Genomic DNA, 23,540 nt, shown 5'->3' on the forward strand with positions numbered 1-23,540 from the left:
TTGTCGCGATGGCCGGGAACTTAGCGGTCACCAAGGACAACGCGACATCTCCGACAAGGAGGATGAACAATGACCGTCATGGGCATCATCACCGCTCTCATCGTCGGCCTCATCATCGGTGCGCTCGGCCGTCTGGTCGTGCCGGGCAAGCAGAACATCCCGATCTGGTTGACCATGCTGATCGGCGTCGGCGCCGCGCTGCTGGGCACCGTCATCGCCCGTGCCGGCGGCTTCGCCAGCACCGCCGGCTTCGACTGGCGGGAGTTCTTCGTGCAGGTGATCCTGGCCGCAGTCGGTGTGGCGCTGGTCGTCGGGGTCGGTGGCCGCCGTGGCATGAGCCGGTACTGAGCGGCCGGGTCGACTGACCGAGCGGTCGGGCCGACGGACTGACCGATCGACAGCTGACGGCACCGGGTCCGTCGTCGGCGCCCATCCCCGGCACAAGCTGGGTGGACGCCGACGACGGACCCGGTTGCCGCAGGTCAGCGCAGCCAGGGGATGCTGCGGTCGAGCAGCCCACGCTCCTTGAGTTCCTTACGCAGTGGGATCTCGTCGTCGATGTAGCCGTCCCAGTTGATGCCCCAGTAGTTGGCGGTGTGGGTGCCCTCGCCGAGCAGCTGACGCTGCACCGGCGTCCGGTTCGTCCACCACTGGCTGTCCTTGTCGACATGCAGCTCGTCCAACGGGCGGATCCAGCGGTACGTGTACCCGATGAACAGCATCTTGCGGGTGATCGTCGACAGGTTTGTCGACCGGGAGTGCCATTGCCGGCGGTCGAAGATGAACGCGTCGCCCGGGTTCGCGGTGATCTCGACCGTGCCTTCGGGATCCGGGTTCTGCACGGTGAGGTCGGCCGGGCGGGGCAGCGAGTTGCGCAGGTGGCTGCCGGGGATCACCTTGGTGGCGCCGCGGCCGGTCTGCGACAGGTCGGACAGGACGTAGGCCACCTTCAGCGAGAACATCGGCCGGGGCAGGTTCGGGTCCATCGTCTCCGGGTCGGAGTTCTGCCGGTAGCCGTCCTGGTGCCACCCCCAGTACGGCTTCTCCGGCTCCAGCGCCGGTGGGGTGACGTCGAGGTGGTTGTGGTGGGTGTAGATGTTCCAACCGGCCAGCCCCCACATGTACGGGAACGCGATCGGATGGGTGAGCAGGTCGCCGAAGAGTTCGTCGCGGTCCAGGAAGCCCAGCAGGTGCAGGGTGCCGTCGGCGGTGGTCTTGCCGGCGGCCTTCTCCTCGGCGTACACCCGGTCGACCGCGGCCTCGAGCGCCGCCCGGTGGTCCTCGGTCAGCACGTTGCGCAGCAGGAGGAAGCCCTGCTCGTGGAACTCCTTGCGGTCGATGTCGCTAATCGCTTCGTAACCGGTCCGCCCGCCGTAATCGAACACAGCTTTCCCGTCCTGTCGGTGGTGCGCCCTTTTCGGGCCTGGCGGATGCCGATCCTAGCCCGCCTCTCGGCCGGCCTGCCCGGGCCGATTGTCAGCAAATTGCGGGCCGTGTGGTCGGCCACAGCTGATTGCACGTGAGGTGTCGAGGCGCGCACTTTCGGTACAGGTCGGCCATGCGAAATGTCCGTATTGCATAATTTGCCGTATGTTGCGCTAACTGTCGGTTAAGATGTGCAACCAGGTGACCAGCTTCCGACGTCAGGCGAAGACCTCCGCCATCACCCGCCCGGTCTCGATGTCACTGCCGGAAATCGACGACCAACTGCCGCCTTCCGCAGTCCATTCCTGATCGCCGAACGTGACCCTTTTGACGCCATGATCAGTGGCATGGGAAACGAGCCAGTGCGCATATCGCCACCCGGCCTGCGCGTTCTCCACCGGAACGCTCAGTGACGGCGTGGTGGATACCGGCAGCAGCGACTCCAGGCCGCCCCAGTCCAGCCGCAGACCGTCGGTGAGCGCCGCCGTCGCCTCGGCGCCCCGCATCACCGGATCCTGGGTCACCGTGCAGGCGACCGCGCCGGTGGCCTCGCCGAGCAGCGCGGCGGTGAGTACCTGCGACTCGTCGGTCCACTTCTCGTACGCCTCGGGGAAGGCCGATCGCTGGACGGCCTGCGCGGCGTCGGTGACCCGCATGTCCTGCCAGCCCCGGATTCGTTCCAGGCCGGCGTAGAACGCGTTCGTCGCGTACCTGGTGTCGCGGATCTGCTCGACCGTGCCCCAGCCCTGGCTGGGGCGCTGCTGGAACAAACCGACCGAGTCCCGGTCACCGCCGGTCAGGTTGCGCAGCTTGGACTCCTGGAACCCGGTCGCCAGCGCCACCACCACGGCACGGGGCGGCAGCCCACGCTGCACCCCGATCGCCGCGATCGTGGCGGCGTTCGCCATCTGCTCCGGATCGAGCGACACCCGACGCAGTTGGCCGTCGCCGGCCCCCGGCATGGACTCGGGCAGCTCGACGGTGCAGCCCCGCCAGCCCCCGGGCAACGCGATATCGCCGATCCACCGGCCCAGGCCGACTCCGCCCAACAGGGCGATCGCCGCCAGCACGGCGACCAGCACCAGCACCGTCCTAGCCCGCACCGTCACCCCCACGCGTGTTGCTGGGACCTTTGGTACACCAGGGACGGTTGTGTCGTCCAGCGGGAGAGCGTCCCGCGCGCTTGCCGTACCCGGCCCTTACACCGTACGCCTCGACCCCGTACGCCGGAGATACCCCGTTTCGGGGCCACTATCCGTGGTCACCGCCCGGCAGCCAGCTCGGGTCGCGTTTGTCGCGGAACGCCCGTACGCCCTCGCGGCCCTCGTCGGAGAGGAAGTATCCGGTGGAGAGCTCGCGCAGCTCGGCTGTCTCGGTCCGGATGTCCGCCGCCGGGGTGCGCCGGAGCAGCTGCTTGGTGCCGGCCAGGGCGCCCGGGGCGCCCCGGACCAGCGCGGTGCAGCTCGCCGCCACCGCGGCGTCCAGTTCCCCAGCCGGTACGGCGGCGCTGACCAGACCGATCTGCGCCGCCCGGGCACCGTCGAACAGCTCACCGGTGAGGTACAGCTGCGCCGCTGCCCGCGGCTGCAGCCGGCGCAGCACGGTGGCGGAGATCACCGCCGGGACCACTCCGAGCCGTACCTCGGTGAAGGCGAAGGTGGCCGCCGCGTCGCAGATCGCGATGTCGGCCGCGGCGATCAACCCCAGGCCGCCGGCCCGGGCCGGGCCGGCGACCCGGGCCACCACCGGCTTGGGGCACTCCCAGAGCGCCGCCAGTACGTCGCCGAGCATCCCGACCGGCACCTGCCGGGTCGCGTACGCCTCGGCGGTCTCCTTCAGGTCGGCGCCGGAGCTGAAGACCGGCCCGGTGTGGCTCAGCACCACCACCCGGACCTGCGGGTCGGCGACCGCCTCGGCCAGGCCGGCGAGCAGTTCGGTCATCAGCGGGGTGGACAGCGCGTTGCGGTTGCCCGGGCTGTCCAGGGTCAAGGTGGTGATCCCGGCGGCGGTGGCCGTACGGATCAGTGGCTGCGCGGACCTGGTGGGTCGGGGCTCATCCATGCCGGCACACTAGTCGCATGCCAGGAGCACCACCCGCCGGTACGCCGGTGCCCGCCGACGGGGCGCTGCCGTCGTCCGCGCTCGCCCGTAGCGGCCAGCGCGGCTTCGGGGTCTATCTGCACGTGCCGTTCTGCGCCACCCGCTGCGGCTACTGCGACTTCAACACGTACACGCCGGCCGAACTCGGTGGCAGCGCGCCGGTCGGCGAGTACCTGGACGCCGTGCTGGCCGAGCTGGAACTGGCCGCGAAGGTCCTGGCCGACCGCCCGCCAGGGCAGGTGGACACGGTCTTCGTCGGCGGCGGCACGCCGAGCCTGCTGCCCGCCGACGCGTTGGCCCGGCTGCTCGACGCGATCGACGCCACCTGGGGGCTGGCCGTCGACGCGGAGGTCACCACCGAGGCCAATCCGGAGTCGGTGACCCCGGCGTCGCTGCGGGCGCTGCGGGCCGCCGGCTACACCAGGGTGTCGCTCGGCATGCAGTCGACCGCAGCGGCGGTGCTCGCCGTGCTGGACCGCCGGCACGCGCCGGGCCGCGCGGTCACCGCCGCCCGGGAGGCCCGGGAGGCCGGGTTCGAGCACGTCAATCTCGATCTGATCTACGGTACGCCGGGGGAGAGCGCGGCGGACTTCGACGAGTCGCTGGCGGCGGTGGTGGCGGCCGGGGTGGACCACGTCAGCGCGTACGCGCTGATCGTCGAGGACGGCACCCGGTTGGCGGCCCGGATGCGGCGCGGCGAACTGCCGTATCCCGACGACGACGTCGCCGCCGACCGCTACCTCGCCGCCGAATCGGCGCTGAGCGGCGCCGGATTCGACTGGTACGAGGTGTCGAACTGGGCCCGGTCGGACGCCGGCCGGTGCCGGCACAACCTGTTGTACTGGACCGGCGGCGACTGGTGGGGGCTCGGGCCGGGGGCGCACAGCCACGTCGGCGGGGTCCGCTGGTGGAACGTGCGGCATCCCCGGTCGTACGCCGAGCGGCTGGCCGCCGGACGATCGCCCGGCCACGGCCGGGAACTGCTCACCGGCGCCGAGCAGCAGGTCGAAGAGGTGATGCTGGCGCTGCGTCTGGCCAGTGGGCTGCCGCTGGCGCGACTGGCCCCGGCCGGCCGGCTCGCGGCCCGACGGGCCGGCGACGACGGGCTGCTCGACCCCGGCGCGCTCGCCGCCGGGCAGGCGGTGCTGACCCTGCGCGGCCGGCTGCTGGCCGACGCGGTCGTCCGGGACCTGCTGCCGTGAAGTCCGCCGCCGTTCAACCGTCGCCACCGGTGACGCCCCCGGAGCCGGTACGGATCCGGGGGCGAGCGGTGTCACTTGATGAAATTGGCGGACATCGGGTACTTGTACAGCGTCCCCTCGTTGGCCTTCACGCCCGCGATGATCCCGAAGATGATCTGGATCGCGAACACCACCAGGCTGGGGATGAACAGCAGGCACCAGCTGACGAAGAGCAGCACGAAGGCGATGGCCGACCAGAGGATCTGGAAGTTGAGCGCGGCCAGCGCGTGCGCCCGTACGGCCGGTGACTGCTGACCTTTGACCAGGTAGGCGATCAGCGGGCCGACGAAGCCGAGCGGTCCGAAGCTGATGAACGCGCCCAGGGCGCCACCGAAGTGGGCGATCAGCGCCCAGGTCTTGTCGTCGTTGGTGGCGTAGCCGGACGGGGGTTGGCCTCCGTACGCCGGACCGCCGGGCGGGAAACCGCCGGGCGGGGGATATCCGCCGGGAGGCGGGCTCGCGCCGCCCGGCGGCGGGGGGTATCCGGGAGAGGAGGCCTCGCCCGGCATCGAGTAGGACGCTGGAGGTGGCGGCGGGGAGTTGGGGTCCTGCGGCATGCCGCCGGGACCGTTCTCCCCTGGTGGGCGAGGTGGTTCAGTCATGCCCGACACGGTAGGGGGACGGATCAAGCCGCGCCAGTTAGCCCCGCCGGCGATTTTCCCGTCCGGGCAGGCCGTCTCCGCTGGTCGGTCGGCTTGCGCGGGGTTGGCCGGCCGGCTTCTGGGGCCCGCCGCCCGGCTGGCGGAGCCCTGCCGGCCGACCGATCCGACCCGGGTGCGTGCGCTTGGTGACATATCGCCCGGTGCGCCCCCGCCCGGTGAACTGATCATCGCCGGTCCGGCCCGATCGACGTATGCTGGCACTCACAACCGGCGAGTGCCAGCAGGGCGTCCGGCGTCGGTCCGGCCACCCACCGGCCGCCGCGACGGCCGGGGCCGTAGCCTCGGACCGGTCCGACCGGTGCCAGCGGAGGAGGTGCAGATGGGTCTCGACGACCGCAAACTCGACGTGCTCCGGGCGATCGTCGAGGACTACGTCGCCACCCAGGAGCCGGTCGGTAGCAAGTCGCTGGTCGAGCGGCACCAGCTCGGGGTGTCACCGGCGACCGTCCGGAATGACATGGCGGTGCTGGAGGAGGAGGGCTACATCCGGCAGCCGCACACCAGCGCCGGGCGGGTCCCGACCGACCGTGGCTACCGGTTGTTCGTCGACCGGTTGTCCCGGGTGAAGCCACTCAGCCCCGCGGAGCGCCGGGCGATCGAACGCTTCCTCGCCGGCGCCGTCGACCTCGACGACGTCGTGCACCGCACCGTCCGGTTGCTCGCCCAGCTCACCCGCCAGGTCGCGGTGGTGCAGTACCCGAGCCTGTCCCGGTCGTCGGTACGGCACCTGGAACTGGTGCCGATTTCCACCACCCGGCTGATGCTGGTCCTGATCGTCGACACCGGCCGGGTCGAGCAGCGCCTGGTGGAGCTGCCGGCCCCGATCAGCGCCGACGACGTGACCGACCTGCGTCGGCTGGCCAACGAGAAGCTCGACGGCTGTCGGCTCTCCGACACCCCGCCGTTGGTCCAGGCGTTGGTGGACGAGGCGCCATCGGACCTGCGACCGGCGATGACCACGCTTTCGACGGTCCTGCTGGAGACGCTGGTCGAGCGGCACGAGGAACGCATCGCGCTGGCCGGGACCGCTAATCTGACCAGAGGGGGACTACTCGACTTCCAGGGCTCCCTGCGCCCGATACTGGAGGCACTGGAGGAGGAGGTCGTCCTGCTCAAGCTGATCGGTGAGGTGGAGCCGAGCACCCTGCGGGTCCGCATCGGCGACGAGAACGAGATCGACAACCTGCGGGCCGCATCCGTGGTCAGCACCGGTTACGGTCCGGGCACCGTCATCGTCGGTGGCCTCGGCGTGCTGGGGCCCACCCGGATGGACTACCCCGGCACCATCGCCACGGTTCGCGCCGTGGCACGCTACGTCGGCGATCTGCTGGCGCAGAACTGACCGGCGGGCAGGTTAAAAAAACGACCCGGCGAACTGCACATGCGAGACTGACACATGAGGACACCAGACGCAGTGGCCAAGGACTACTACGGGATTCTCGGCGTGAGCCGGGACGCCTCCGCTGACGACATCAAGCGGGCCTACCGCAAGTTGGCCCGGCAGTACCATCCGGACATCAATCCGGATCCGGTGGCGGCTGACAAGTTCAAGGACATCAACGCCGCGTACGAGGTGCTCTCCGACGACCAGAAGCGGCAGATCGTCGATCTCGGTGGCGATCCGTTGGCGCCCGGCGGCGCGCCCGGCGGCGGCCCCGGCGGGGCCGGGCCCTTCGTCGGCTTCCAGGACATCATGGACGCCTTCTTCGGGGCGGCGGCCGGCTCCCGTGGGCCCCGGTCGCGGACCCGCCCCGGCGCCGACGCGATCCTGCGGCTGGAGCTCGATCTGACCGACACCGCGTTCGGCGTCGAGGCGCCGATCACCGTCGACACCGCGGTGATCTGCACCACATGCTCCGGCGCGGGCACCGCGTCCGGCACCCACCTGGCGACCTGCGAGGCGTGCGGCGGGCGCGGCGAGGTCCAGTCGGTGCAACGGACCTTCCTCGGCCAGGTGGTCTCGTCCCGGCCCTGCGTCGCCTGCCAGGGCTACGGCACCGTCATTCCGCACCCCTGCACCACCTGTTCCGGCGACGGCCGGGTGCGGACCCGGCGTTCGCTGACCGTCAAGATCCCCGCCGGGGTGGAGGACGGGATGCGGATCCGGCTGGCCCAGCAGGGCGAGGTCGGGCCGGGCGGGGGCACCGCCGGTGACCTGTACGTCGAGATCCACGAGCGGCCGCACGACGTCTACTCCCGCAAGGGCGACGACCTGCACTGCCGGGTCACCGTGCCGATGACCGCCGCGGCGCTCGGCACCCGGCTGACCATCCGGACCCTGGACAGCGACGAGCCGGTGGACGTCAAGCCGGGCACCCAGCCGGGTGCCACCCTGCGGCTGCGCGGGCGCGGCGTGCCACATCTGCGCGGCACCGGCCGCGGTGACCTCTACGTGCACCTCGACGTGCGTACCCCGACCAAGCTCGACGCCGAGCAGGAGCGGACGCTGCGGGAGTTCGCCAAGGCCCGGGGCGAGGAGGTCGCCGAGCTGACCAAGCAGGGCGGGTTCTTCTCCCGGATGCGCGACGCGTTCAACGGCCACGGCTGACCCGCCGCCCGCCCCGGCCAGCGAGCAGCAGCGGAGAACCGATCCGACGTGAGCGCCCCACTGTTTCTCGTCGAGTGCCTGCCGACCGGGCCGACCCACACCCTCGACGGGCCGGAGGGCCACCACGCCGCTACGGTGGTCCGCCTTCGTCCGGGCGAGCGGTTACGGCTCGCCGACGGGTGCGGCGGCGTCGCCGACGCGGTGGTCGAGGCCGTCGGCCGGCACCAGCTCGACCTGCGGGTCCTCGACACCGGGTACGTCAGCGCCACCGACCCCCGGCTGGTGGTGGCGCAGGGCCTCGCCAAGGGCGACCGGGGCGAGCTGGCGGTGCAGGCGATGACCGAGGTCGGGGTCGACGAGATCGTCCCGTGGGCGGCCGCCCGCTCGGTGACCCGCTGGCGCGACGACCGTGGTGCCCGTGCCCGGCAACGATGGGTCGGCACCGCGCGGGAAGCCACCAAACAGGCCCGCCGACCGTGGCTACCGACGATCGGCGGCTCCGACCAGCAGCCGGCCGAGCCGACCGACGCGGTCGCCGCCCGGTGCGCGGCATCGGCCGCCAGCTTCGTCCTGCACGAGTCGGCGCAGCAGCGGTTGGCCGTCGCCGACCTGCCGACCACCGGGTCGGTGCTGCTGGTGGTGGGGCCGGAAGGCGGGATCGACGACGCCGAGCTGGCCACCTTCGTCGACGCCGGGGCCCGGCCGGTGCGGCTCGGCCCGGCGGTGCTGCGGACGTCGACCGCCGGTGTCGCGGCACTCGCCCTGCTCTCCGGTCGGCTGGGGCGCTGGTAACGCCGTGGTTGAGGCGCTGGTGGCGCGGCGGTGGACCGGCCGGACCCCGGTCACCGCTACCATCCGTCGGGTGAGCGACAACTGTGTCTTCTGCCGGATCGCCGCCGGGGAACTGCCGACCACCCTGCTGTACGACGGGGCCAACACGGTCGCGTTCCGGGACCTCCACCCGCAGGCACCCACCCACGTGCTGGTGATACCGAAGCAGCACCACCCCGACGTCGCCGCGCTCGCCTCGGCCGACCCCGCCGTCGCGGGCGAGCTGTTGACCACGGCGGCCGCGGTGGCGCAGGCCGAAGGGCTGGCCGCCGACGGGTTCCGGTTGATCTTCAACACCGGCCGGTACGCCGGTCAGGAGGTGTTCCACGTGCACGCCCATGTGCTCGGTGGAGCGCCGCTCGGTCCGCTGCTGTCCCGTTGACAACCGGCGGAAATGGAGCCGCTGTGCCGGGCGTTGAGCGGATACGATGGCAGCAAGTCCGCCCGCCACGGCCGACCGGGTCGGGGCGCTGAAATGGAAGCAGGTGCGAAAGGCCGTCAGGCCGACCCATGACCGGCACTCCACCTCCCGGGCAGGCCCGGGTGCAGACCAGGATCACCGTCCCGGACCCGCAGATCATGGTCAACCTGCTCGGCGCAGGCGACGAGATCCTGCGGCTGGTCGAGCAGTCCCTCGCCAGCGACGTCCACGTACGCGGCAACGAGATCACCATCACCGGTGTGCCGTCGGACAACGCGGTGGCCGAGCGGCTGTTCAGCGAACTGCTCGAGCTCATCGCCAAGGGCGAGACGCTGACCACCGATGCGGTCCGGCGTACCGTCGGCATGCTGGCGCAGGGCGGCAGCGAGCGCCCCGCCGACGTGCTCACCCTCAACATCCTCTCCCGGCGCGGGCGGACCATCCGGCCCAAGACGCTGGGCCAGAAGCGGTACGTGGACGCGATCGACGCGCACACCATCGTCTTCGGCATCGGCCCCGCTGGCACCGGCAAGACCTACCTGGCGATGGCCAAGGCGGTGCAGGCGCTGCAGGCCAAGCAGGTCAACCGGATCATCCTGACCCGGCCGGCGGTCGAGGCCGGTGAGCGGCTCGGCTTCCTGCCCGGCACGCTCTACGAGAAGATCGACCCCTACCTGCGTCCGCTCTACGACGCGCTGCACGACATGCTCGACCCCGACTCCATCCCGAAGCTGATGGCGGCCGGCACCATCGAGGTCGCGCCGCTGGCCTACATGCGCGGTCGGACCCTCAACGACGCCTTCATCATTCTCGACGAGGCGCAGAACACCACGGCCGAACAGATGAAGATGTTCCTGACCCGGCTCGGCTTCGGTTCCCGGATCGTGGTCACCGGCGACATCACCCAGGTCGACCTGCCCGGTGGCACCTCCAGTGGGCTGCGTACCGTGCGGGACATCCTCACCGGCCTGGACGACGTGCACTTCGCGCAGCTGTCCAGCACCGACGTGGTGCGCCACCGGCTGGTCAGCGACATCGTCGACGCGTACGCCCGGTGGGACGCCGACCGTGAGGCACAGCAGAATCAGGGCGTCCACGCGGTCCAGGGCCGGACCGCCCACGGTGGCCGGGCGAACCGGCGCCGATAGAGCTTCGGGAGAGACACGTGTCCATCGAGATCGCCAACGAGTCCGGGGTCGACGTCGACACCGACGCGGTGCTCGCCGTCGCCCGTCACGCGCTGGACGAGATGGGCGTCAACCCGCTCGCGGAGCTGTCGGTGCTGCTGGTCGACCAGGACTACATGGCCGAGCTCAACCACCGCTGGATGGGCAGCGACGGACCGACCGACGTGCTGGCCTTCCCGATGGACGAGGGCAGCGTCGACCACGGTCCGGGCGAGTCGAGCCCGGACGAGCCGGGCCTGCTCGGCGACATCGTGCTCTGCCCGGAGGTGGCCGGCAAGCAGGCCGCCACCGCCGGGCACGCCGCCGCCGACGAGCTGCACCTGCTCACCGTGCACGGGGTGCTGCACCTGCTCGGCTACGACCATGCCGAGCCGGACGAGGAACGTGAGATGTTCGAGTTGCAGGCTCGCCTGCTCTACAGCTGGAAGGAAGCCCGGGCCACGTGAACTCTGGCCATACCACCGGCACCCCGCTGGCCGCCGCTGCGGCAGTCACCGGGCTGCCGGACCTGCAACTGTTGGTCATCGCCGCCGGTCTGGTGGTGCTGGCCGGAATCATCGCGATGACCGAGGCGGCGCTGGTCGTCGTCTCCCCGGCCCGGGCCGCCGAGCTGGCCCGTGACGGCAGCCGTTCCGCCCGGGCGTTGCAGATCGTCGCCGCGGACGCGGTCCGGCACGTCAATCTGCTACTGCTGCTCCGGCTGCTCTGCGAGCTGACCGCCACCACCCTGGTCGCGCTGGTCGCCGTGGACACCTTCGGTGCCGGCTGGACGGCGGCGCTGGTCACCGCCGGGGCGATGACCGTGGTCAGCTTCGTGGTGGTCGGGGTCGGCCCGCGCACGATCGGCCGCCAGCACGCCTTCGTCGTGGCACGGGCGACCGCGCCGCTGGTGCGCGGCCTGGGCCGCGCCCTGAACCCGCTGGCCTCGCTGCTGATCCTGATCGGCAACGCGGTGACCCCGGGCAAGGGCTTCCGGGAAGGCCCCTTCGCCACCCAGATCGAGCTGCGGGAGCTGGTCGACCTGGCCGAGCAGCGCGGTGTCGTGGAGCACGGCGAGCGCCAGATGATCCATTCGGTGTTCGCGCTCGGCGACACCATCGCCCGCGAGGTGATGGTGCCGCGGACCGAGATGGTGTGGATCGAACGGCACAAGACGCTGCGCCAGGCGCTGGCGCTGTTCCTGCGGTCCGGCTTCTCCCGGATCCCGGTGATCGGCGGGAACGTCGACGACGTGGTGGGCATCATCTACCTCAAGGACGTGGTCCGTCGGGCCCACGCGGTCGGGCCGGGCAGCGACGAGGTCCCGGTGGTCGAGCTGATGCGTCCGGCGACGTTCGTGCCGGAGTCCAAGCCGGTGGACGACCTGCTCTCCGAGATGCAGGCCGCCCGTACCCACCTGGTGATCGTGGTCGACGAGTACGGTGGCACCGGGGGACTGGTCACCATCGAGGACATCCTGGAGGAGATCGTCGGCGAGATCACCGACGAGTACGATGTCGAGCGGCCACCGGTCGAACGACTCGACGACGATCGGGTACGGGTGACCGCCCGGCTGCCGGTCGAGGATCTCGGCGAGCTGTTCGACGTGGAGATCTCCGACGACGAGGTCGAGACGGTCGGCGGGTTGATGGCCCACCTGCTCGGCCGGGTGCCGATCCCCGGTGCGGAGGTCACCGTCGCCGGCCTCCGGCTGGTCGCCGAGGGCACCACCGGCCGGCGCAACCGGGTGGACACCGTCCTGGTGAGCCGGACCGTCGACCAGCCGGCCGAGCCGTCGGCCGAGCACACCACCGGCGGCAAAGACCACCGTCATGCCAGAGCAGAGGAAAGGCAGCACGCAGATGCCTGAGTCGCCGTCGGCCACGCCGGCCGGGTCGGAGCCGGAGCAGCAGATCAGCGCCGAGGACAGCAAGCTGGTCGTGCTGGCCCGCAGCGCCCGGGCCCGGATCGGCGCGGCCGAGGGCGCCGCCGTGCGGGACCAGGACGGGCGCACCTACGCCGGAGCGAACGTCGCGTTGCCGTCGTTGACGCTGACCGCGTTGCAGTTGGCGGTCGCGTCGGCCGTCGCGTCCGGGGCCACCCGTCTGGAGGCCGCTGCCGTGGTAACCGAGGCATCCACCTTGGACGGTGCCGGCCACGCGGTGGTGCGGGACCTGGCCACCGACGCGCCGGTCCACGTCGCGGCCCCGGACGGCAAACTGCTCGGCACGGTACGCCAGTGAGCCGGCACGCTACGCCAGCGAGCCCGCGCCGGTCGGCTCCGCCAGAGACCTTCCGGGCGGGCTTCGCCTGTTTCGTCGGCCGCCCGAACGCCGGAAAGTCGACCCTGACCAACGCCATCGTCGGGCAGAAGATCGCGATCACCTCCAGCAAGCCGCAGACCACCCGGCACGTGATCCGGGGCGTCCTGCACCAGCCGCGGTCGCAACTGGTCCTGGTCGACACCCCGGGGCTGCACCGGCCGCGGACGCTGCTCGGCGAACGCCTCAACGACCTGGTCCGGCAGACCTGGAGCGAGGTCGACGTGATCGGGCTGTGCATCCCGGCCGATGAGCCGATCGGCCGGGGCGACCGGTTCATCACCGGCGAGATCGCCGAGCTCAAGGCGACGGTGGTGGCGGTGGTCACCAAGACCGACCTGGTCGACCGGGGCCGACTCGCCGAACAGCTGCTCGCGGTCAGTGAGCTGGGTGACTTCGCCGACGTGGTGCCGGTCAGCGCCGCCACCGGCCACCAGGTGCAGACCCTGGTCGAGGTGATGACCGGCCACCTGCCCGAATCCCCCCGGCTCTACCCGGACGACATGCTCACAGACGAGCCGGAGCAGGTGCTGATCGGCGAGCTGATCCGGGAGGCCGCGCTGGAGGGCGTACGGGACGAGCTGCCGCACTCGATCGCGGTGGTCGTCGAGGAGATGCTCCCGGAGGACTCGCTGATCCGGATATATGCCGACATCTACGTCGAGCGGCCGAGTCAGAAGGCGATCGTCATCGGCGCCGGCGGCAGCCGGCTGCGCGACGTCGGCACCCGCTCCCGCAAGGAGATCGAGGAGCTGCTCGGCAGCCGGGTCTACCTCGATCTGCACGTGCGGGTGGCCAAGGACTGGCAGCGTGACCCCCGGCAGCTGCGCAAGCTGGGCTTCTGACCTGGTATCCGCGGGACGTTCTCCTGATCAGTGCCGGTTGCGATCGATGACGATGCTCCCGCTGCCGGTCCGTGCGTCGATCAGATGCTCGCCGTCCGGATCGTCCGGCACCCGTACGTCGGCCGATCCGGATCCGGTCTCGGTACGGATCCGGTAGCTACCCGCGGGCACGGTGACGTGCACCGACCCACTCGATGTCTCGGCGCGCACCGGACCCGGGTCGTCAAGGGTGAGTTCCACCTTCCCGGAGCCGGTGGTCGCGACCACGCCATCGCCGCTGAGACCGCGGCCATCGATGGAGCCGGAACCGGTGTGCAACTCCGCCGGACCGGACAGCCGGTACGCGGTGATGCCGCCGGAACCGGTCCGCGCGTCCACCCGACCGGTAGCTCGGTCGATGGTGATACTGCCCGATCCGACCAGCACCGACACGTCCGACACGTCGAACAGCATCAGCTGGCCGGAGCCGTTCTCACCCTCGACCGAGACGCCCGGGGGCGCGACGATGTCGTACGACACGTCGCACCGCCAGCCGCACGACGTGTCCAGCTCGAGCACCGTACCGTCGATCCGGTAGGTCCGACCCGGCTCGGAGCGCTGGTAGCGGACAACCCGTTCGATCTCGACCGTGTCACCGGGCCGGGTCCGCACCAGCACGTCGCCGTCGCCGGATTCCACGATCCGTACCGCGGTGATCGGGACCGTCTCGGTGTCGTTGAAGTCCAGCTGGTGCCAGGCAAGCGGTGCGCACGCAGCCGAGGCGACGGCCAGCAGCGCGACGGTCGACGCGGCGGCGAATGCGGTGCTCGTGGTACGGGTGCGAGTCATACCGGTGACGCTACGAGCGCCACCGGTGGGGCACATCCGGCACGCCCACCGATCTGTCCCGGATCGCGACCCTGAGTCCGTATCAGGGCCGGCCGCCGGCACGCCCGGTCGGCACGGGACAATGACCGGGTGCCCGGATACCGCCGCCAGCTCTACCGCGACGACGCGGTGGTGCTGCGCGTACAGAAGCTGGGTGAGTCCGACCGGATCATCACCCTGCTGACCCGCCGGCACGGCCGGCTGCGGGCGGTGGCCCGGGGGGTACGTCGGACCACCTCCCGGTTCGGCGCCCGGCTGGAGCCGTTCGGCCACGTCGACCTGCAGATCGCCGGAAACCCGGACGGGCCCGGCAGCTCACTGCACACGGTCAGCCAGGTCGAAGGGCTGCACCTGTACGGCAAACGGTTCCTGGCCGACTACCCGCGCTACACGGCGGCCAGCGCGATCGTCGAAACCGCCGAGCGGCTCACCCCGGTGGAGCGGGAGCCGTCGCTGCGGCTGTTCCAGCTCACCCTCGGCGCGCTGCGGGCCCTCGCCGACGGGGAACACGCCGGCACCCTGGTGCTCGACGCGTACCTGCTGCGCGGGATGGCCCTCGCCGGCTGGGCGCCGGCGCTGCGCGACTGCGCGGTGTGCGGCACCCGGGGCCGGCATCGGGCGTTCTCCGTACCGGCCGGGGGGTGTGTCTGCCCGGACTGCCGACCACCCGGCGCGGCCCATCCGGCCCCGGCCACCATCGACCTGATGGCCGCCCTGGCCACCGGCGACTGGCAGGTGGCGGACACGTCGGAGCCGGCCACCCGGCGGGAGTGCAGTGGGCTGGTGGCGGCGCACCTGCAGTGGCATCTGGAACGCGGGTTACGCTCGCTGCCGCTGGTCGACCGTTCCCCAGGAGACTGATCATGACCAAGGGCAGGGGCCTGCGCCCGCCGGTGGCACCCACTCCGCACCCGTCCGGTGCCCGGCCACCGGCGCTGCCGAAGCAGGCGCTGCCCGATCACGTGGCGATCGTCATGGACGGCAACGGCCGGTGGGCCAAGGACCGCGGCCTGCCCCGCACCAAGGGGCACGAGCAGGGCGAGTTCTCGCTGTTCGACACCGTCGAAGGCGCGATCGAGCTGGGGATTCCGTACCTGTCGGCGTACGCGTTCTCGACGGAGAACTGGCGCCGTTCGCCGGACGAGGTCCGTTTCCTGATGGGCTTCAACCGCGACGTCATCCGCCGCCGCCGCGACCAGCTGGTCGACCTGGGGGTACGGGTGGTGTGGTCGGGCCGGGCCGGCCGGCTGTGGAAGAGCGTCATCTCCGAGCTGCAGACCGCCGAGCAGATGTCCCGCCACAACAGTACGCTCACCCTGCAGTTCTGCGTCAACTACGGCGGCCAGGCGGAGATCGCCGACGCGGCGGCGGCGATCGCCCGCGACGTCGCGGCCGGCAAGGTCGACCCGGCCCGGGTCAACGAGAAGATGCTGGCCCGCTACCTCTACCACCCGGAAGTGCCCGAGGTTGATCTGTTTCTGCGGCCGTCGGGCGAGCAGCGGACGTCGAACTTCATGCTCTGGCAGTCGGCCTACGCCGAGCTGGTCTTCCTGGACACCCTCTGGCCGGACTTCGACCGGCGTCATTTGTGGTACGCCTGCGAGCTGTACGCGCAGCGGGACCGCCGGTTCGGCGGGGCCCTGCCCAACCCGGTCGCCCCGCAGGGCTGAGCTGCGTACCGACCCGGCGCCGCCGCCGGGCTGTCTGGAAAACCGGGTGCGCCGGGGGAGCGCACCGGTTAGCGTGATGGACATGCGCTACTGACGCCCCTCCTTTCGCAGTGTCGCGACCGCTCGGCGGTCGCCGTCGATCCGTGCCGCGCGGGTTCCCGCCGCCGGTCGGCACTGCGGGCGTCACGGCGTTTCCGGCTGGCTGGTCCCGTCATCGTGGACTGTCGTCGGTGACTGCGGCGCCCGCCTCCCGCATCTCACCCGTCACCGCCGCAGGTTCGCGTGGCGGTTCGTAGCCAGGAGGTCTTCTCACATGGCGCAACGACCAGAACAAGACACGACGACGCCCGGGTTCACCGTGCCCGACGTCGCCCCGAGTGAACTCGCGCTGCCTGAGGCCGCTCTATCCGAGATCAACCTGCCCGAGGTCGGGCTGTCCGAGATCGACCTGCCCGAGGTCGCGCCGCCCGTCGACGTCCGGCGCCGTGCCCGCGCCGTCGCGCCGGGCTCCGGCCCGCAGACCAGGGGCGCCCGCCCGGACCGGCTCGCCGGTCGCGGTCAGCGCGCCGGCAAGGGTCGCAACTACCAGTTCCGGCGTAGCTGACCGACGCCGAGGTGAACAGTGACTCACCACCTTCCGATCCCTTGATCTTGCTGCTAGCTTTTTGCCATAGCTTTGCAAGAGCAAGGGATCGGCGTGTGGGGGTGGGGCGATGGCGGCGGCCACCCTGTCGGCAGTCCGCAGCGACCTGCTCGGCGTCGCCGCACAGCGCCGCCGGACCGGGATCTGGCTGGTCGCGCTGACCGTCGGGCTGGTGGCCACCGCCGTGGTGGCGGTCGGCTCCGGTGCCATCGGGATCGCCCCGACGACCGTCGCCGCCATCATCGGTCACCAGCTCGTCGGACTGCCCGGTGAGGCGACCTGGAGCCTTCCGGAGCAGGCCATCGTCTGGCAGGTCCGGCTGCCCCGGGTACTGCTCGGCATGCTCGTCGGCGCCGGGCTGGCGGTGTGTGGAGTGGCGTTGCAGGCGATGGTCCGCAACGTGCTCGCCGACCCGTACCTGCTGGGCATCAACTCCGGAGCGTCCAGCGGCGCGGCGGCGGCGATCCTGTTCGGGGCCGGTGCCGGCTTCGGCCAGTACGCCCTGTCGACCAGCGCCTTTCTCGGCGCCCTCGCCGCGTCGCTGCTGGTCTTCCTGATCGCCCGCAGCGGCGGCCGGGTCACCTCGATCCGGTTGCTGCTGTCCGGCGTCGCCGTCGGCTACGCGCTGTACGCCACTACCAGTTTCCTGATCTTCGCCTCCGGGTCGGCCGAGGGCGCCCGGTCGGTGATGTTCTGGCTGCTCGGGTCGCTGGGCCTGGCCCGCTGGGACGCCCTGCTGGCGGTGGCCGCCGTCGTGCTGGTCGGGATGACCGGGTACCTGACGATCGTCGGCCGGCGGCTGGACGTGCTCGCCATCGGCGACGAGACCGCGCAGACCCTCGGAGTGTCACCGGACCGGTTCCGGCTGCGTCTGCTGGTGCTCGTCTCGCTGAGCGTCGGGGTGCTGGTCTCTGCCGCCGGCAGCATCGGCTTCGTCGGCCTCGTCGTGCCCCACCTGGCCCGGCGGCTGGTCGGCGCACCACACGTACGGGTGGTGCCGGTGGCCGCCCTGCTCGGCGCAATCCTGCTGGTCTGGGCCGACGTGCTGGCCCGGGTCCTGCTTGCTCCCCAGGAGATTCCGATCGGGATCATCACCGCGCTGCTGGGCGCACCTTTCCTGCTGGTTCTGATCCGCCGCCTGCACGCCACGTCCGGGTGACCACCGGGCCTGCCCGAGCACCGGGTCCAACTGGGCCCCCGAGCTTTCCGAACAGTCGAGGAGCACCATGAGGACAAGCCGTACCAACGCCCTCGCAGTAATGTCCGCGACGGTCCTGCTCGCCGCCGGGTGCGGTGAAGCCGGTGCCGACCCCACCCCGGACGCGGCCGACGGCTACCCGGTCACCGTCACCAACTGCGGCGTCGACGTCACCTTCGACGCCGCGCCGGAGCGGGTCGTGCTGCTCAAGAGCGCGGCCGTGCCGTACCTGCACGCGCTCGGCGTGCTGGACCGGGTCACCGCCCGGGCCGGGCAGTACCCGGCGGAGTACTACGACGAGGCGACCCTCGCCGAGCTGGACCGGATCCCGCTGCTGACCGACAAGACCGACACCAGCGGTCACCTGCAGATCTCCAAGGAAGTGGTGATCAGCCAACAGCCGGACCTGGTGCTCGGCGAGGTGGACAACCTGTCCCGGGACACGCTGTCGGCGGTGGACATCCCGCTGCTGGAGGAGCCGGCGATGTGCCCGGGAAGCACGACGGTGCCGACCTTCGACGACATCTACGCCCAGATGCGGACCTACGGCGAGGTGTTCGACCGGGCCGACGAGGCGGCTGCGGCGGTCACCGCGCTGGAAGACCGGATGGCGCAGGTGCAGGCCCAGGCCGGGGCGGGCACCGGCCGTACGGCCGCGGTGCTGTATCCGACCGTCGTCGGCGGCGTCACCTACGCGTACGGCACCGCCAGCATGGCGCACCCACAGCTGGAGGTGGCCGGATTCCGCAACGTCTTCGACGACGTACCCGAACGGGTCTTCGAAGTCACCGTGGAGGAACTGCTCGGCCGCGACCCCGACGTGCTGATCCTGCTGTACAGCGACGGCGACCCGGCCGCCGTCGAACAGGGCCTGACCGGGCTGCCCGGGGCGGAGAACCTGGCCGCCGTACGCAACGGCGACGTGCTGACCCAGCTGTTCAACTTCACCGAGCCGCCGACCCCGCTGTCCATCGACGGACTTGAGCGGATCGTGCAGCACTTCCAGGCCGAGTCGTGATCACCGCGACCGAGGTCTCGTGGCGCTACGGCGCCAACCCGGTGATCGACGGGGTCAGCGTGACCGCCCGGCCCGGTCGGGTCCTCGGTCTGATCGGCCCGAACGGCAGCGGCAAGACCACCCTGCTCCGGCTGCTCCACGGTGCCCTGCGCAGCGGTGGTGCCGGGCGCAGTAGCGGTCCTGGTCGGAGCGGTGAGGCCGGGCGGGTCGTGGTGGACGGCGACGAGCTGGCCGGTCTGCCGTCGCGGGAGGTCGCCCGCCGGCTGGCCGTGGTGGTGCAGGAGGCCGGCGGCGCGGACACCGCGCTGACCGTAGCCGAGCTGGTGCTGCTGGGCCGGGGTCCGCACCTGTCGACGTTCCAGCGGACCAGCCGGGCCGACCACGAGATCGTGGCCCGGTGCCTGGCCCGGGTCGGTGCCGCCCACCTGGGTGCCCGCGCGTTCGCCGGGCTGTCCGGCGGCGAACGCCAACGGGTGCTGATCGCCCGTGCTCTTGCCCAGCAGGCCACCCATCTGCTGCTCGACGAGCCGACCAACCACCTGGACATCCGCTACCAGCACGAGGTCCTGCAACTGGTACGGGATCTCGGCACCTGCTCCATCGTCGTACTGCACGACCTGAACCTGGCCGCCCGCTACTGCGACGACCTGGTGCTGCTCGGCGACGGCCAGGTGGCGGCCGCCGGCAGCACGGACGAGGTGCTCGACCCGGCGGTGCTCGAACCGGTCTACGGGATCGGCATCCGGCGGCTGGACCTCGACGGAGCCATCCACCTGCTGTTCCGCCCACACGAGGTCACCCAGGAAAGGACCGCGGCATGACGGCCGTACAAGATCGGATCAACGCGTACTGGACCGGCCGGGCACCCGGGTACGACGCGTACGTGCAGCGCCCTGAGCGGTTCGCCGCCGACCAGCAGGCCTGGTCGCAGGTCTGGGCGGCGGCACTGCCGCCGGCCCCGCTGGACGTGCTCGACGTCGGCACCGGCACCGGACAGGCGGCCATCGTGCTGGCCGGCCTCGGCCACCGAGTGACCGGCATCGACCTGTCCGAGGGAATGTTGGAGCGGGCCCGGCGACACGCCGCCGCGATGCCCGGCGGCCCGGTCATCGAGTACGGCGACGCCGTGTCTCCGGATTTCCCGGCGGCCAGCTTCGACGCGGTGACCAGCCGCTACCTGATGTGGACGCTGCGGGAGCCGCAGGTCGCCGTGGCCAACTGGGTACGCCTGCTGCGCCCGGGCGGCACCGTCGCCGTGGTTGACAGCACCTGGTTCCCGGACGGGCTGGACAACGCCTCGGAGAACTTCGCCGACCACTACGACAGTGCGGTGCGGTCGGCGCTGCCGTTGGCCACCGCGAAGTCGATCGACCAGACCGTGGCGGTGCTGGAAGGAGCCGGTCTGCGCGATGTCACGGCCGCACCGCTGACCTCGATCTACGAACTCGATCAACGGTTCGGCGTGGCACCCGACCACGAGCTCAAGCTGCAGTACATCGTCACCGGCCGTCGCTGACGGTCGCGGCTCGCGGTGGGGGACGGGGTCAGCGGAGTCCGTCCCCTCATCCGGCCTGTTCCAAAAGGAAGCAACTCGACGGTTGATCCTTATCCGAGATCTCGGCACTAACGCACTCGCGGACGTTGCGCGTGTTGCGAACGCGGCCATGAGTACGGTCGACCCCGTCGGCTAACCCGGGAAGTCTGGCCTTCGCTCCGGATAGCGGCAGCGCCGTTGCAGACCAAATTCAGTCAACTGCCGACCTGCTCCGATGTTTTTCGTGTGCTCGGTGACTTGATCCTCTGCTGCTGCGGTGGCTGCTTTGCGAAGTTCAATCCGGCGCGGTTTTCGTGTGCTCGGGGACAGGTGGTCGTCATGAACCCCATGACGTGCCGCTGCCCGGACGTTTCAATCCGGCTCGGTTTTCGTGTGCTCGGGGACCGTGTCCGAAATGTCGGTCAGTCTGACCTGGGCAAACAGGGGGTCTGGAGGGCAACCTCCTGTTGATCATGATCTTGGTGGCGACTTAGATGATCTCTATGAGGCGGGTTTTCGCAGCTCGGGTGCGGTTTGGGATCTTTCCGCCAACCTCCCCCGGATCCCGGGCGTGTCGGAGGTTGTCGCAATCGACATTTCGCCACAACTCTGGCACCTAATCTTGCATGCATCGATGCCTCGTCCGTCCTCGATGGAGGGATCGCGATATGGCGTGGCCGTCTCACCTCCGTCCCGTGGTAACCGACAGGCCGATGTGGATATTGTCGCTTACCCCGATCGGTTTCGGCAAGGGAAACAGTGACTGCTGGGGCTCATTTTCCCCGTGGCGCGGGGAAGGTCGGTGGTCTGCTCGTCCGTACGGTGGTTGGTGTGACTGAGGTTTCGTACGCCCGTCTCGACGCCGCCGCTGCCGGCGTGATGCTGGACCAGTTGGCCGAGGTCTACGCCGACGCCTACGGCCAGGTTCCCGGCGAGGACACCGGCGTCAAGTCGGATGCCTTCCGTGATCGGGCGACGGCCGCGTTGGGTGCCCGTAACTACGAGCTGGTGACGGCCCGGGTCGGCGGTGAGCTGGTGGGTTTCGTCTTCGGGTACAGCCTGCGGCAGGAGCGGGACTGGTTCGGCGGGCTCGATCCGGCGCCCGAGCCGGGCTTCACCGACGAGCATGGCGGCGAGCGCACCGTGGTCCTGGCCGAGATCGAGGTACGCAAGGCGTGGCAGGGCAAAGGCATCGGCCGTGGCCTGCACGACACGTTCCTCGGTGGTCGGCGCGAGGAGCGGGCGACGCTGTCGGCCAACCCGGTCGCGACCGCCACCCACGCGCTCTACGAGCGGTGGGGGTGGCGGCGGGTCGGCACGAAGCCCGGACCTCCGGGTGCCTACTACCGGGAGTACGCCGTCTTCGTGCGCCCGCTGGGGTCAGCCGAACGGCGTTGACCGGTAGCTGCGTACCGCCTGGTCAAGCTCTTTGACGGGGCGGGTGCGTTTCCACGGGTCGAGCCCATGGCGCAGCTTCTGCACCTGCTGGGTGAGTCGCTTGCTGGAGTTGACCGAGGTCAGCTCGACCGCCTCGGTGGCGGTACGGCAGGCCTGGTCGATGTTGCGCTGCTGGGCGAACGCTTCGGCGCGGTACAGCAGCCCGAACGCGCGGTTGTGCAGGTTGCCCGGGTCGATCAGGCTCAACGTCTTGTCGGTGGCGGCGAGCACCCGGTCGGCGTCGTGGAAGCCCAACGCCTGCTGCGCGGTGGTGCTCCAGTAGAACGACTCGTCGTAGAAGTACCACCACGACTGCCGGGGGCCGTCGTCGGCCTGCGCTTCCTGTAGGGCGGCGTACTCGCGGTCGAGATTTGCCTGCGACCGGTCGGCCTGGCCGTCGGCGGTGAGCGCGCGTACCGCGACATCGGCGGCATAGGCTCGGGCGTACGGGCTGCCGCTCTGCTCGGCCCAGGCGGCAGCGGCGGCGGCGTGGTCGATGCCGATTCTGGGTTTGCCCTGCCAGGTCGCCAGGTGGCTCATCGTGCACAGGATGTAGGTGACCAGCTCCACGGCGCGTGCTTCGTGGGCGGCGGAGCGGGCATCGTCGTAGAGCCGCTGCGCGGAACCGTAGTCGCCCATGTTGAAGCACAACCAGCCGGCCAGCTGGGTCAGCTCGGCGTAGGCGGCGATCGCCCGGTCCCGGTGCGGCCCGGTGGGGGCGGCCTTGGCCTGCTGCTCGGCGGTGCGCCGGTAGGCCAGCGCGCTGGGCAGGGTGGCACCCGCGCCGAGGACGTCGCCCTGCTTGCGCAGGTGGGGCATCATTTGCTCGCAGTGGGCCAGGGTTGCCGGGTCGAAGGTGCCCGGTCCGGCGGACGGTGGTGCCGCGTTGGCCGGCTCGGCCGCGTCGGCCAGCTCGGTCAGCGGCGCGGTGGTGGCGACCGCGAGCGCGGCGGTCAGTTTGCCGAGCATGGCCCGGCGGGTCTGCGGGTCCGGTATCCGTTGCATCCACATGACGATGACCTGCGCCAATTCTCCGAAGTCGACCTCCTCGGGCAGGCGGTGCGGGCCGGTGAGGTCCGCTCGTGGCGGGGCACCCGCCTCTGCGCCGGGTCGCCGGCCGAGCAGGTCGCGAAGCAGGATCTCCGCTTCTCTCGGCACCATGGTCTCACCGGTGAGGGTGACGGAAGTACCCCGTGCGACGGTGAAAGTTGCTCGGGTTGCGGTGTCGAGGTGGCGGAAGCTGGGCAGGTCGGCCAGCAGGTCGGCGACGGCGCACTCGTAGATCTCGGCCAGGCGGACCAGGTTGTCCTGCGAGGGCGTGTAGCCGCCCTTGCCGGGCCAGATCTCCCAGTACGAGAAGCTCTTGTGGGTCTTGGGTTCGTCGGGCCAGCGCCGGTTCCACTCCTCGGCTGCCTGCGCCTGACTCCAGCCCCGGACGGCGCGGAGCGCGACCCGGGGGTTGAGCCGAAACCGCTGCCGGAAGACCTCGGCCACCTCGACCCACGTCTTTCCCTCCGACCGCAACTCGGCCGCGAGGCGAGCCTGCTGCTGTCGAAGACTTTCCGATCTTGATTCGCCCATGCCGTCACCCGCCCATGATCAGAAAGATTCGC

General features: G+C 70.9%; 25 protein-coding genes. 19 read left to right on the top strand and 6 right to left on the bottom strand.

Going from position 1 to position 23,540, the window contains the following annotated elements; translation table 11 throughout:
* Positions 1–69: 69 nt before the first annotated feature.
* Positions 70–348 carry a GlsB/YeaQ/YmgE family stress response membrane protein gene (locus ACFHWT_RS00190; protein WP_416592566.1) on the top strand — a complete coding sequence of 93 codons (279 nt, stop codon included), beginning with the start codon at positions 70–72 and terminating at the stop codon, positions 346–348.
* A 134-nt stretch (positions 349–482) separates the two neighbouring features.
* Here ACFHWT_RS00190 and ACFHWT_RS00195 read toward each other — a convergent pair whose 3' ends face one another.
* The 3 genes from ACFHWT_RS00195 to ACFHWT_RS00205 all read right to left on the bottom strand — a co-directional run bounded on the left by ACFHWT_RS00195 (position 483) and on the right by ACFHWT_RS00205 (position 3,486).
* Positions 483–1,385 (bottom strand): phytanoyl-CoA dioxygenase family protein, encoded by a 903-nt coding sequence (locus tag ACFHWT_RS00195; protein ID WP_416592567.1) that lies wholly within the window; start codon positions 1,383–1,385, stop codon positions 483–485.
* A 258-nt stretch (positions 1,386–1,643) separates the two neighbouring features.
* On the bottom strand, positions 1,644–2,534 hold the full coding sequence (locus ACFHWT_RS00200; protein WP_416592568.1) for a hypothetical protein: 891 nt from the start codon (positions 2,532–2,534) through the stop codon (positions 1,644–1,646).
* A gap of 142 nt (positions 2,535–2,676) precedes the next feature.
* Positions 2,677–3,486 carry an enoyl-CoA hydratase-related protein gene (locus tag ACFHWT_RS00205; RefSeq protein WP_416592569.1) on the bottom strand — a complete coding sequence of 270 codons (810 nt, stop codon included), beginning with the start codon at positions 3,484–3,486 and terminating at the stop codon, positions 2,677–2,679.
* Positions 3,487–3,503: 17 nt separating this feature from the next.
* Between ACFHWT_RS00205 and hemW the strand changes: the two genes are divergently transcribed.
* Complete coding sequence (hemW, locus tag ACFHWT_RS00210; protein ID WP_416592570.1) at positions 3,504–4,727, top strand: radical SAM family heme chaperone HemW; 1,224 nt, start codon at positions 3,504–3,506, stop codon at positions 4,725–4,727.
* 71 nt (positions 4,728–4,798) lie between these two features.
* Here the strand turns inward: hemW and ACFHWT_RS00215 are convergent, their stop codons facing one another.
* Positions 4,799–5,368, bottom strand: coding sequence for a DUF4870 domain-containing protein (locus ACFHWT_RS00215; protein ID WP_416592571.1), 570 nt, complete (start codon positions 5,366–5,368; stop codon positions 4,799–4,801).
* Positions 5,369–5,747: 379 nt separating this feature from the next.
* Between ACFHWT_RS00215 and hrcA the strand changes: the two genes are divergently transcribed.
* From hrcA to era, 9 genes are all read left to right on the top strand, one after another.
* A complete protein-coding gene (gene hrcA, locus ACFHWT_RS00220) occupies positions 5,748–6,770 on the top strand; it encodes a heat-inducible transcriptional repressor HrcA (protein ID WP_416592572.1) in 1,023 nt (340 codons plus the stop codon).
* 72 nt (positions 6,771–6,842) lie between these two features.
* Positions 6,843–7,976 carry a molecular chaperone DnaJ gene (gene dnaJ / locus ACFHWT_RS00225; RefSeq protein WP_416592873.1) on the top strand — a complete coding sequence of 378 codons (1,134 nt, stop codon included), beginning with the start codon at positions 6,843–6,845 and terminating at the stop codon, positions 7,974–7,976.
* 48 nt (positions 7,977–8,024) lie between these two features.
* Positions 8,025–8,768 carry a 16S rRNA (uracil(1498)-N(3))-methyltransferase gene (locus ACFHWT_RS00230; protein ID WP_416592573.1) on the top strand — a complete coding sequence of 248 codons (744 nt, stop codon included), beginning with the start codon at positions 8,025–8,027 and terminating at the stop codon, positions 8,766–8,768.
* Positions 8,769–8,838: 70 nt separating this feature from the next.
* Positions 8,839–9,189 (top strand): histidine triad nucleotide-binding protein, encoded by a 351-nt coding sequence (locus ACFHWT_RS00235; RefSeq protein WP_416592574.1) that lies wholly within the window; start codon positions 8,839–8,841, stop codon positions 9,187–9,189.
* A 128-nt stretch (positions 9,190–9,317) separates the two neighbouring features.
* Positions 9,318–10,376, top strand: coding sequence for a PhoH family protein (locus tag ACFHWT_RS00240; protein WP_278170666.1), 1,059 nt, complete (start codon positions 9,318–9,320; stop codon positions 10,374–10,376).
* A 17-nt stretch (positions 10,377–10,393) separates the two neighbouring features.
* Positions 10,394–10,861, top strand: coding sequence for an rRNA maturation RNase YbeY (gene ybeY, locus ACFHWT_RS00245; protein ID WP_416592575.1), 468 nt, complete (start codon positions 10,394–10,396; stop codon positions 10,859–10,861).
* Positions 10,858–12,264, top strand: coding sequence for a hemolysin family protein (locus ACFHWT_RS00250; RefSeq protein ID WP_416592576.1), 1,407 nt, complete (start codon positions 10,858–10,860; stop codon positions 12,262–12,264). The genes ybeY and ACFHWT_RS00250 overlap by 4 nt, the downstream gene beginning before the upstream one ends.
* The gene (locus tag ACFHWT_RS00255; RefSeq protein ID WP_416592577.1) at positions 12,257–12,637 is read left to right on the top strand and encodes a cytidine deaminase; all 381 of its coding nucleotides are present in this window, start codon (positions 12,257–12,259) and stop codon (positions 12,635–12,637) included. The genes ACFHWT_RS00250 and ACFHWT_RS00255 overlap by 8 nt, the downstream gene beginning before the upstream one ends.
* Positions 12,634–13,560 (top strand): GTPase Era, encoded by a 927-nt coding sequence (era, locus tag ACFHWT_RS00260; RefSeq protein WP_416592578.1) that lies wholly within the window; start codon positions 12,634–12,636, stop codon positions 13,558–13,560. The genes ACFHWT_RS00255 and era overlap by 4 nt, the downstream gene beginning before the upstream one ends.
* 27 nt (positions 13,561–13,587) lie before the next feature.
* Here era and ACFHWT_RS00265 read toward each other — a convergent pair whose 3' ends face one another.
* Positions 13,588–14,388 carry a DUF4097 family beta strand repeat-containing protein gene (locus tag ACFHWT_RS00265; RefSeq protein WP_416592579.1) on the bottom strand — a complete coding sequence of 267 codons (801 nt, stop codon included), beginning with the start codon at positions 14,386–14,388 and terminating at the stop codon, positions 13,588–13,590.
* Between the two features lie 129 nt (positions 14,389–14,517).
* On the opposite strand from ACFHWT_RS00265, the gene recO reads away from it, so the two are divergent.
* The 8 genes from recO to ACFHWT_RS00305 all read left to right on the top strand — a co-directional run bounded on the left by recO (position 14,518) and on the right by ACFHWT_RS00305 (position 21,888).
* The gene (recO, locus tag ACFHWT_RS00270) at positions 14,518–15,288 is read left to right on the top strand and encodes a DNA repair protein RecO (protein WP_416592580.1); all 771 of its coding nucleotides are present in this window, start codon (positions 14,518–14,520) and stop codon (positions 15,286–15,288) included.
* A 2-nt stretch (positions 15,289–15,290) separates the two neighbouring features.
* Positions 15,291–16,097, top strand: a complete 807-nt coding sequence (locus ACFHWT_RS00275) for an isoprenyl transferase (RefSeq protein WP_278170656.1) — start codon at positions 15,291–15,293, stop codon at positions 16,095–16,097.
* Between the two features lie 313 nt (positions 16,098–16,410).
* A complete protein-coding gene (locus ACFHWT_RS00280; protein WP_416592581.1) occupies positions 16,411–16,701 on the top strand; it encodes a hypothetical protein in 291 nt (96 codons plus the stop codon).
* Between the two features lie 109 nt (positions 16,702–16,810).
* Entirely contained in the window at positions 16,811–17,899 is a 1,089-nt protein-coding gene (locus tag ACFHWT_RS00285; protein ID WP_416592582.1) for a FecCD family ABC transporter permease, read from the top strand.
* 100 nt (positions 17,900–17,999) lie between these two features.
* Complete coding sequence (locus ACFHWT_RS00290; RefSeq protein WP_416592583.1) at positions 18,000–18,956, top strand: ABC transporter substrate-binding protein; 957 nt, start codon at positions 18,000–18,002, stop codon at positions 18,954–18,956.
* On the top strand, positions 18,953–19,777 hold the full coding sequence (locus tag ACFHWT_RS00295; protein WP_416592584.1) for an ABC transporter ATP-binding protein: 825 nt from the start codon (positions 18,953–18,955) through the stop codon (positions 19,775–19,777). Before ACFHWT_RS00290 ends, ACFHWT_RS00295 begins: the two co-directional genes overlap by 4 nt.
* On the top strand, positions 19,774–20,472 hold the full coding sequence (locus tag ACFHWT_RS00300) for a class I SAM-dependent methyltransferase (RefSeq protein ID WP_416592585.1): 699 nt from the start codon (positions 19,774–19,776) through the stop codon (positions 20,470–20,472). The genes ACFHWT_RS00295 and ACFHWT_RS00300 overlap by 4 nt, the downstream gene beginning before the upstream one ends.
* Before the next feature lie 849 nt (positions 20,473–21,321).
* Positions 21,322–21,888 (top strand): GNAT family N-acetyltransferase, encoded by a 567-nt coding sequence (locus ACFHWT_RS00305; RefSeq protein WP_416592586.1) that lies wholly within the window; start codon positions 21,322–21,324, stop codon positions 21,886–21,888.
* Here the strand turns inward: ACFHWT_RS00305 and ACFHWT_RS00310 are convergent.
* Positions 21,871–23,508 (bottom strand): hypothetical protein, encoded by a 1,638-nt coding sequence (locus ACFHWT_RS00310; protein ID WP_416592587.1) that lies wholly within the window; start codon positions 23,506–23,508, stop codon positions 21,871–21,873. The two genes, ACFHWT_RS00305 and ACFHWT_RS00310, sit on opposite strands and share 18 nt — an antisense overlap.
* Positions 23,509–23,540 lie beyond the last annotated feature (32 nt).

This window comes from Micromonospora sp. LOL_021 (assembly GCF_048060215.1).
Classification (GTDB): Bacteria; Actinomycetota; Actinomycetes; order Mycobacteriales; family Micromonosporaceae; genus Micromonospora_E.

Excerpts from the sequence above, each read along its gene's own strand:
- ACFHWT_RS00190 (WP_416592566.1), top strand. The coding sequence starts at position 70 with ATGACCGTCATGGGCATCATCACCGCTCTCATCGTCGGCCTCATCATC.
- ACFHWT_RS00205 (WP_416592569.1), bottom strand. The coding sequence starts at position 3,486 with ATGGATGAGCCCCGACCCACCAGGTCCGCGCAGCCACTGATCCGTACG.
- hemW (WP_416592570.1), top strand. The coding sequence starts at position 3,504 with ATGCCAGGAGCACCACCCGCCGGTACGCCGGTGCCCGCCGACGGGGCG.
- ACFHWT_RS00215 (WP_416592571.1), bottom strand. The coding sequence starts at position 5,368 with ATGACTGAACCACCTCGCCCACCAGGGGAGAACGGTCCCGGCGGCATG.
- hrcA (WP_416592572.1), top strand. The coding sequence starts at position 5,748 with ATGGGTCTCGACGACCGCAAACTCGACGTGCTCCGGGCGATCGTCGAG.
- ACFHWT_RS00240 (WP_278170666.1), top strand. The coding sequence starts at position 9,318 with ATGACCGGCACTCCACCTCCCGGGCAGGCCCGGGTGCAGACCAGGATC.
- ACFHWT_RS00255 (WP_416592577.1), top strand. The coding sequence starts at position 12,257 with ATGCCTGAGTCGCCGTCGGCCACGCCGGCCGGGTCGGAGCCGGAGCAG.
- ACFHWT_RS00265 (WP_416592579.1), bottom strand. The coding sequence starts at position 14,388 with ATGACTCGCACCCGTACCACGAGCACCGCATTCGCCGCCGCGTCGACC.
- ACFHWT_RS00275 (WP_278170656.1), top strand. The coding sequence starts at position 15,291 with ATGACCAAGGGCAGGGGCCTGCGCCCGCCGGTGGCACCCACTCCGCAC.
- ACFHWT_RS00280 (WP_416592581.1), top strand. The coding sequence starts at position 16,411 with ATGGCGCAACGACCAGAACAAGACACGACGACGCCCGGGTTCACCGTG.
- ACFHWT_RS00285 (WP_416592582.1), top strand. The coding sequence starts at position 16,811 with ATGGCGGCGGCCACCCTGTCGGCAGTCCGCAGCGACCTGCTCGGCGTC.
- ACFHWT_RS00290 (WP_416592583.1), top strand. The coding sequence starts at position 18,000 with ATGTCCGCGACGGTCCTGCTCGCCGCCGGGTGCGGTGAAGCCGGTGCC.
- ACFHWT_RS00300 (WP_416592585.1), top strand. The coding sequence starts at position 19,774 with ATGACGGCCGTACAAGATCGGATCAACGCGTACTGGACCGGCCGGGCA.
- ACFHWT_RS00310 (WP_416592587.1), bottom strand. The coding sequence starts at position 23,508 with ATGGGCGAATCAAGATCGGAAAGTCTTCGACAGCAGCAGGCTCGCCTC.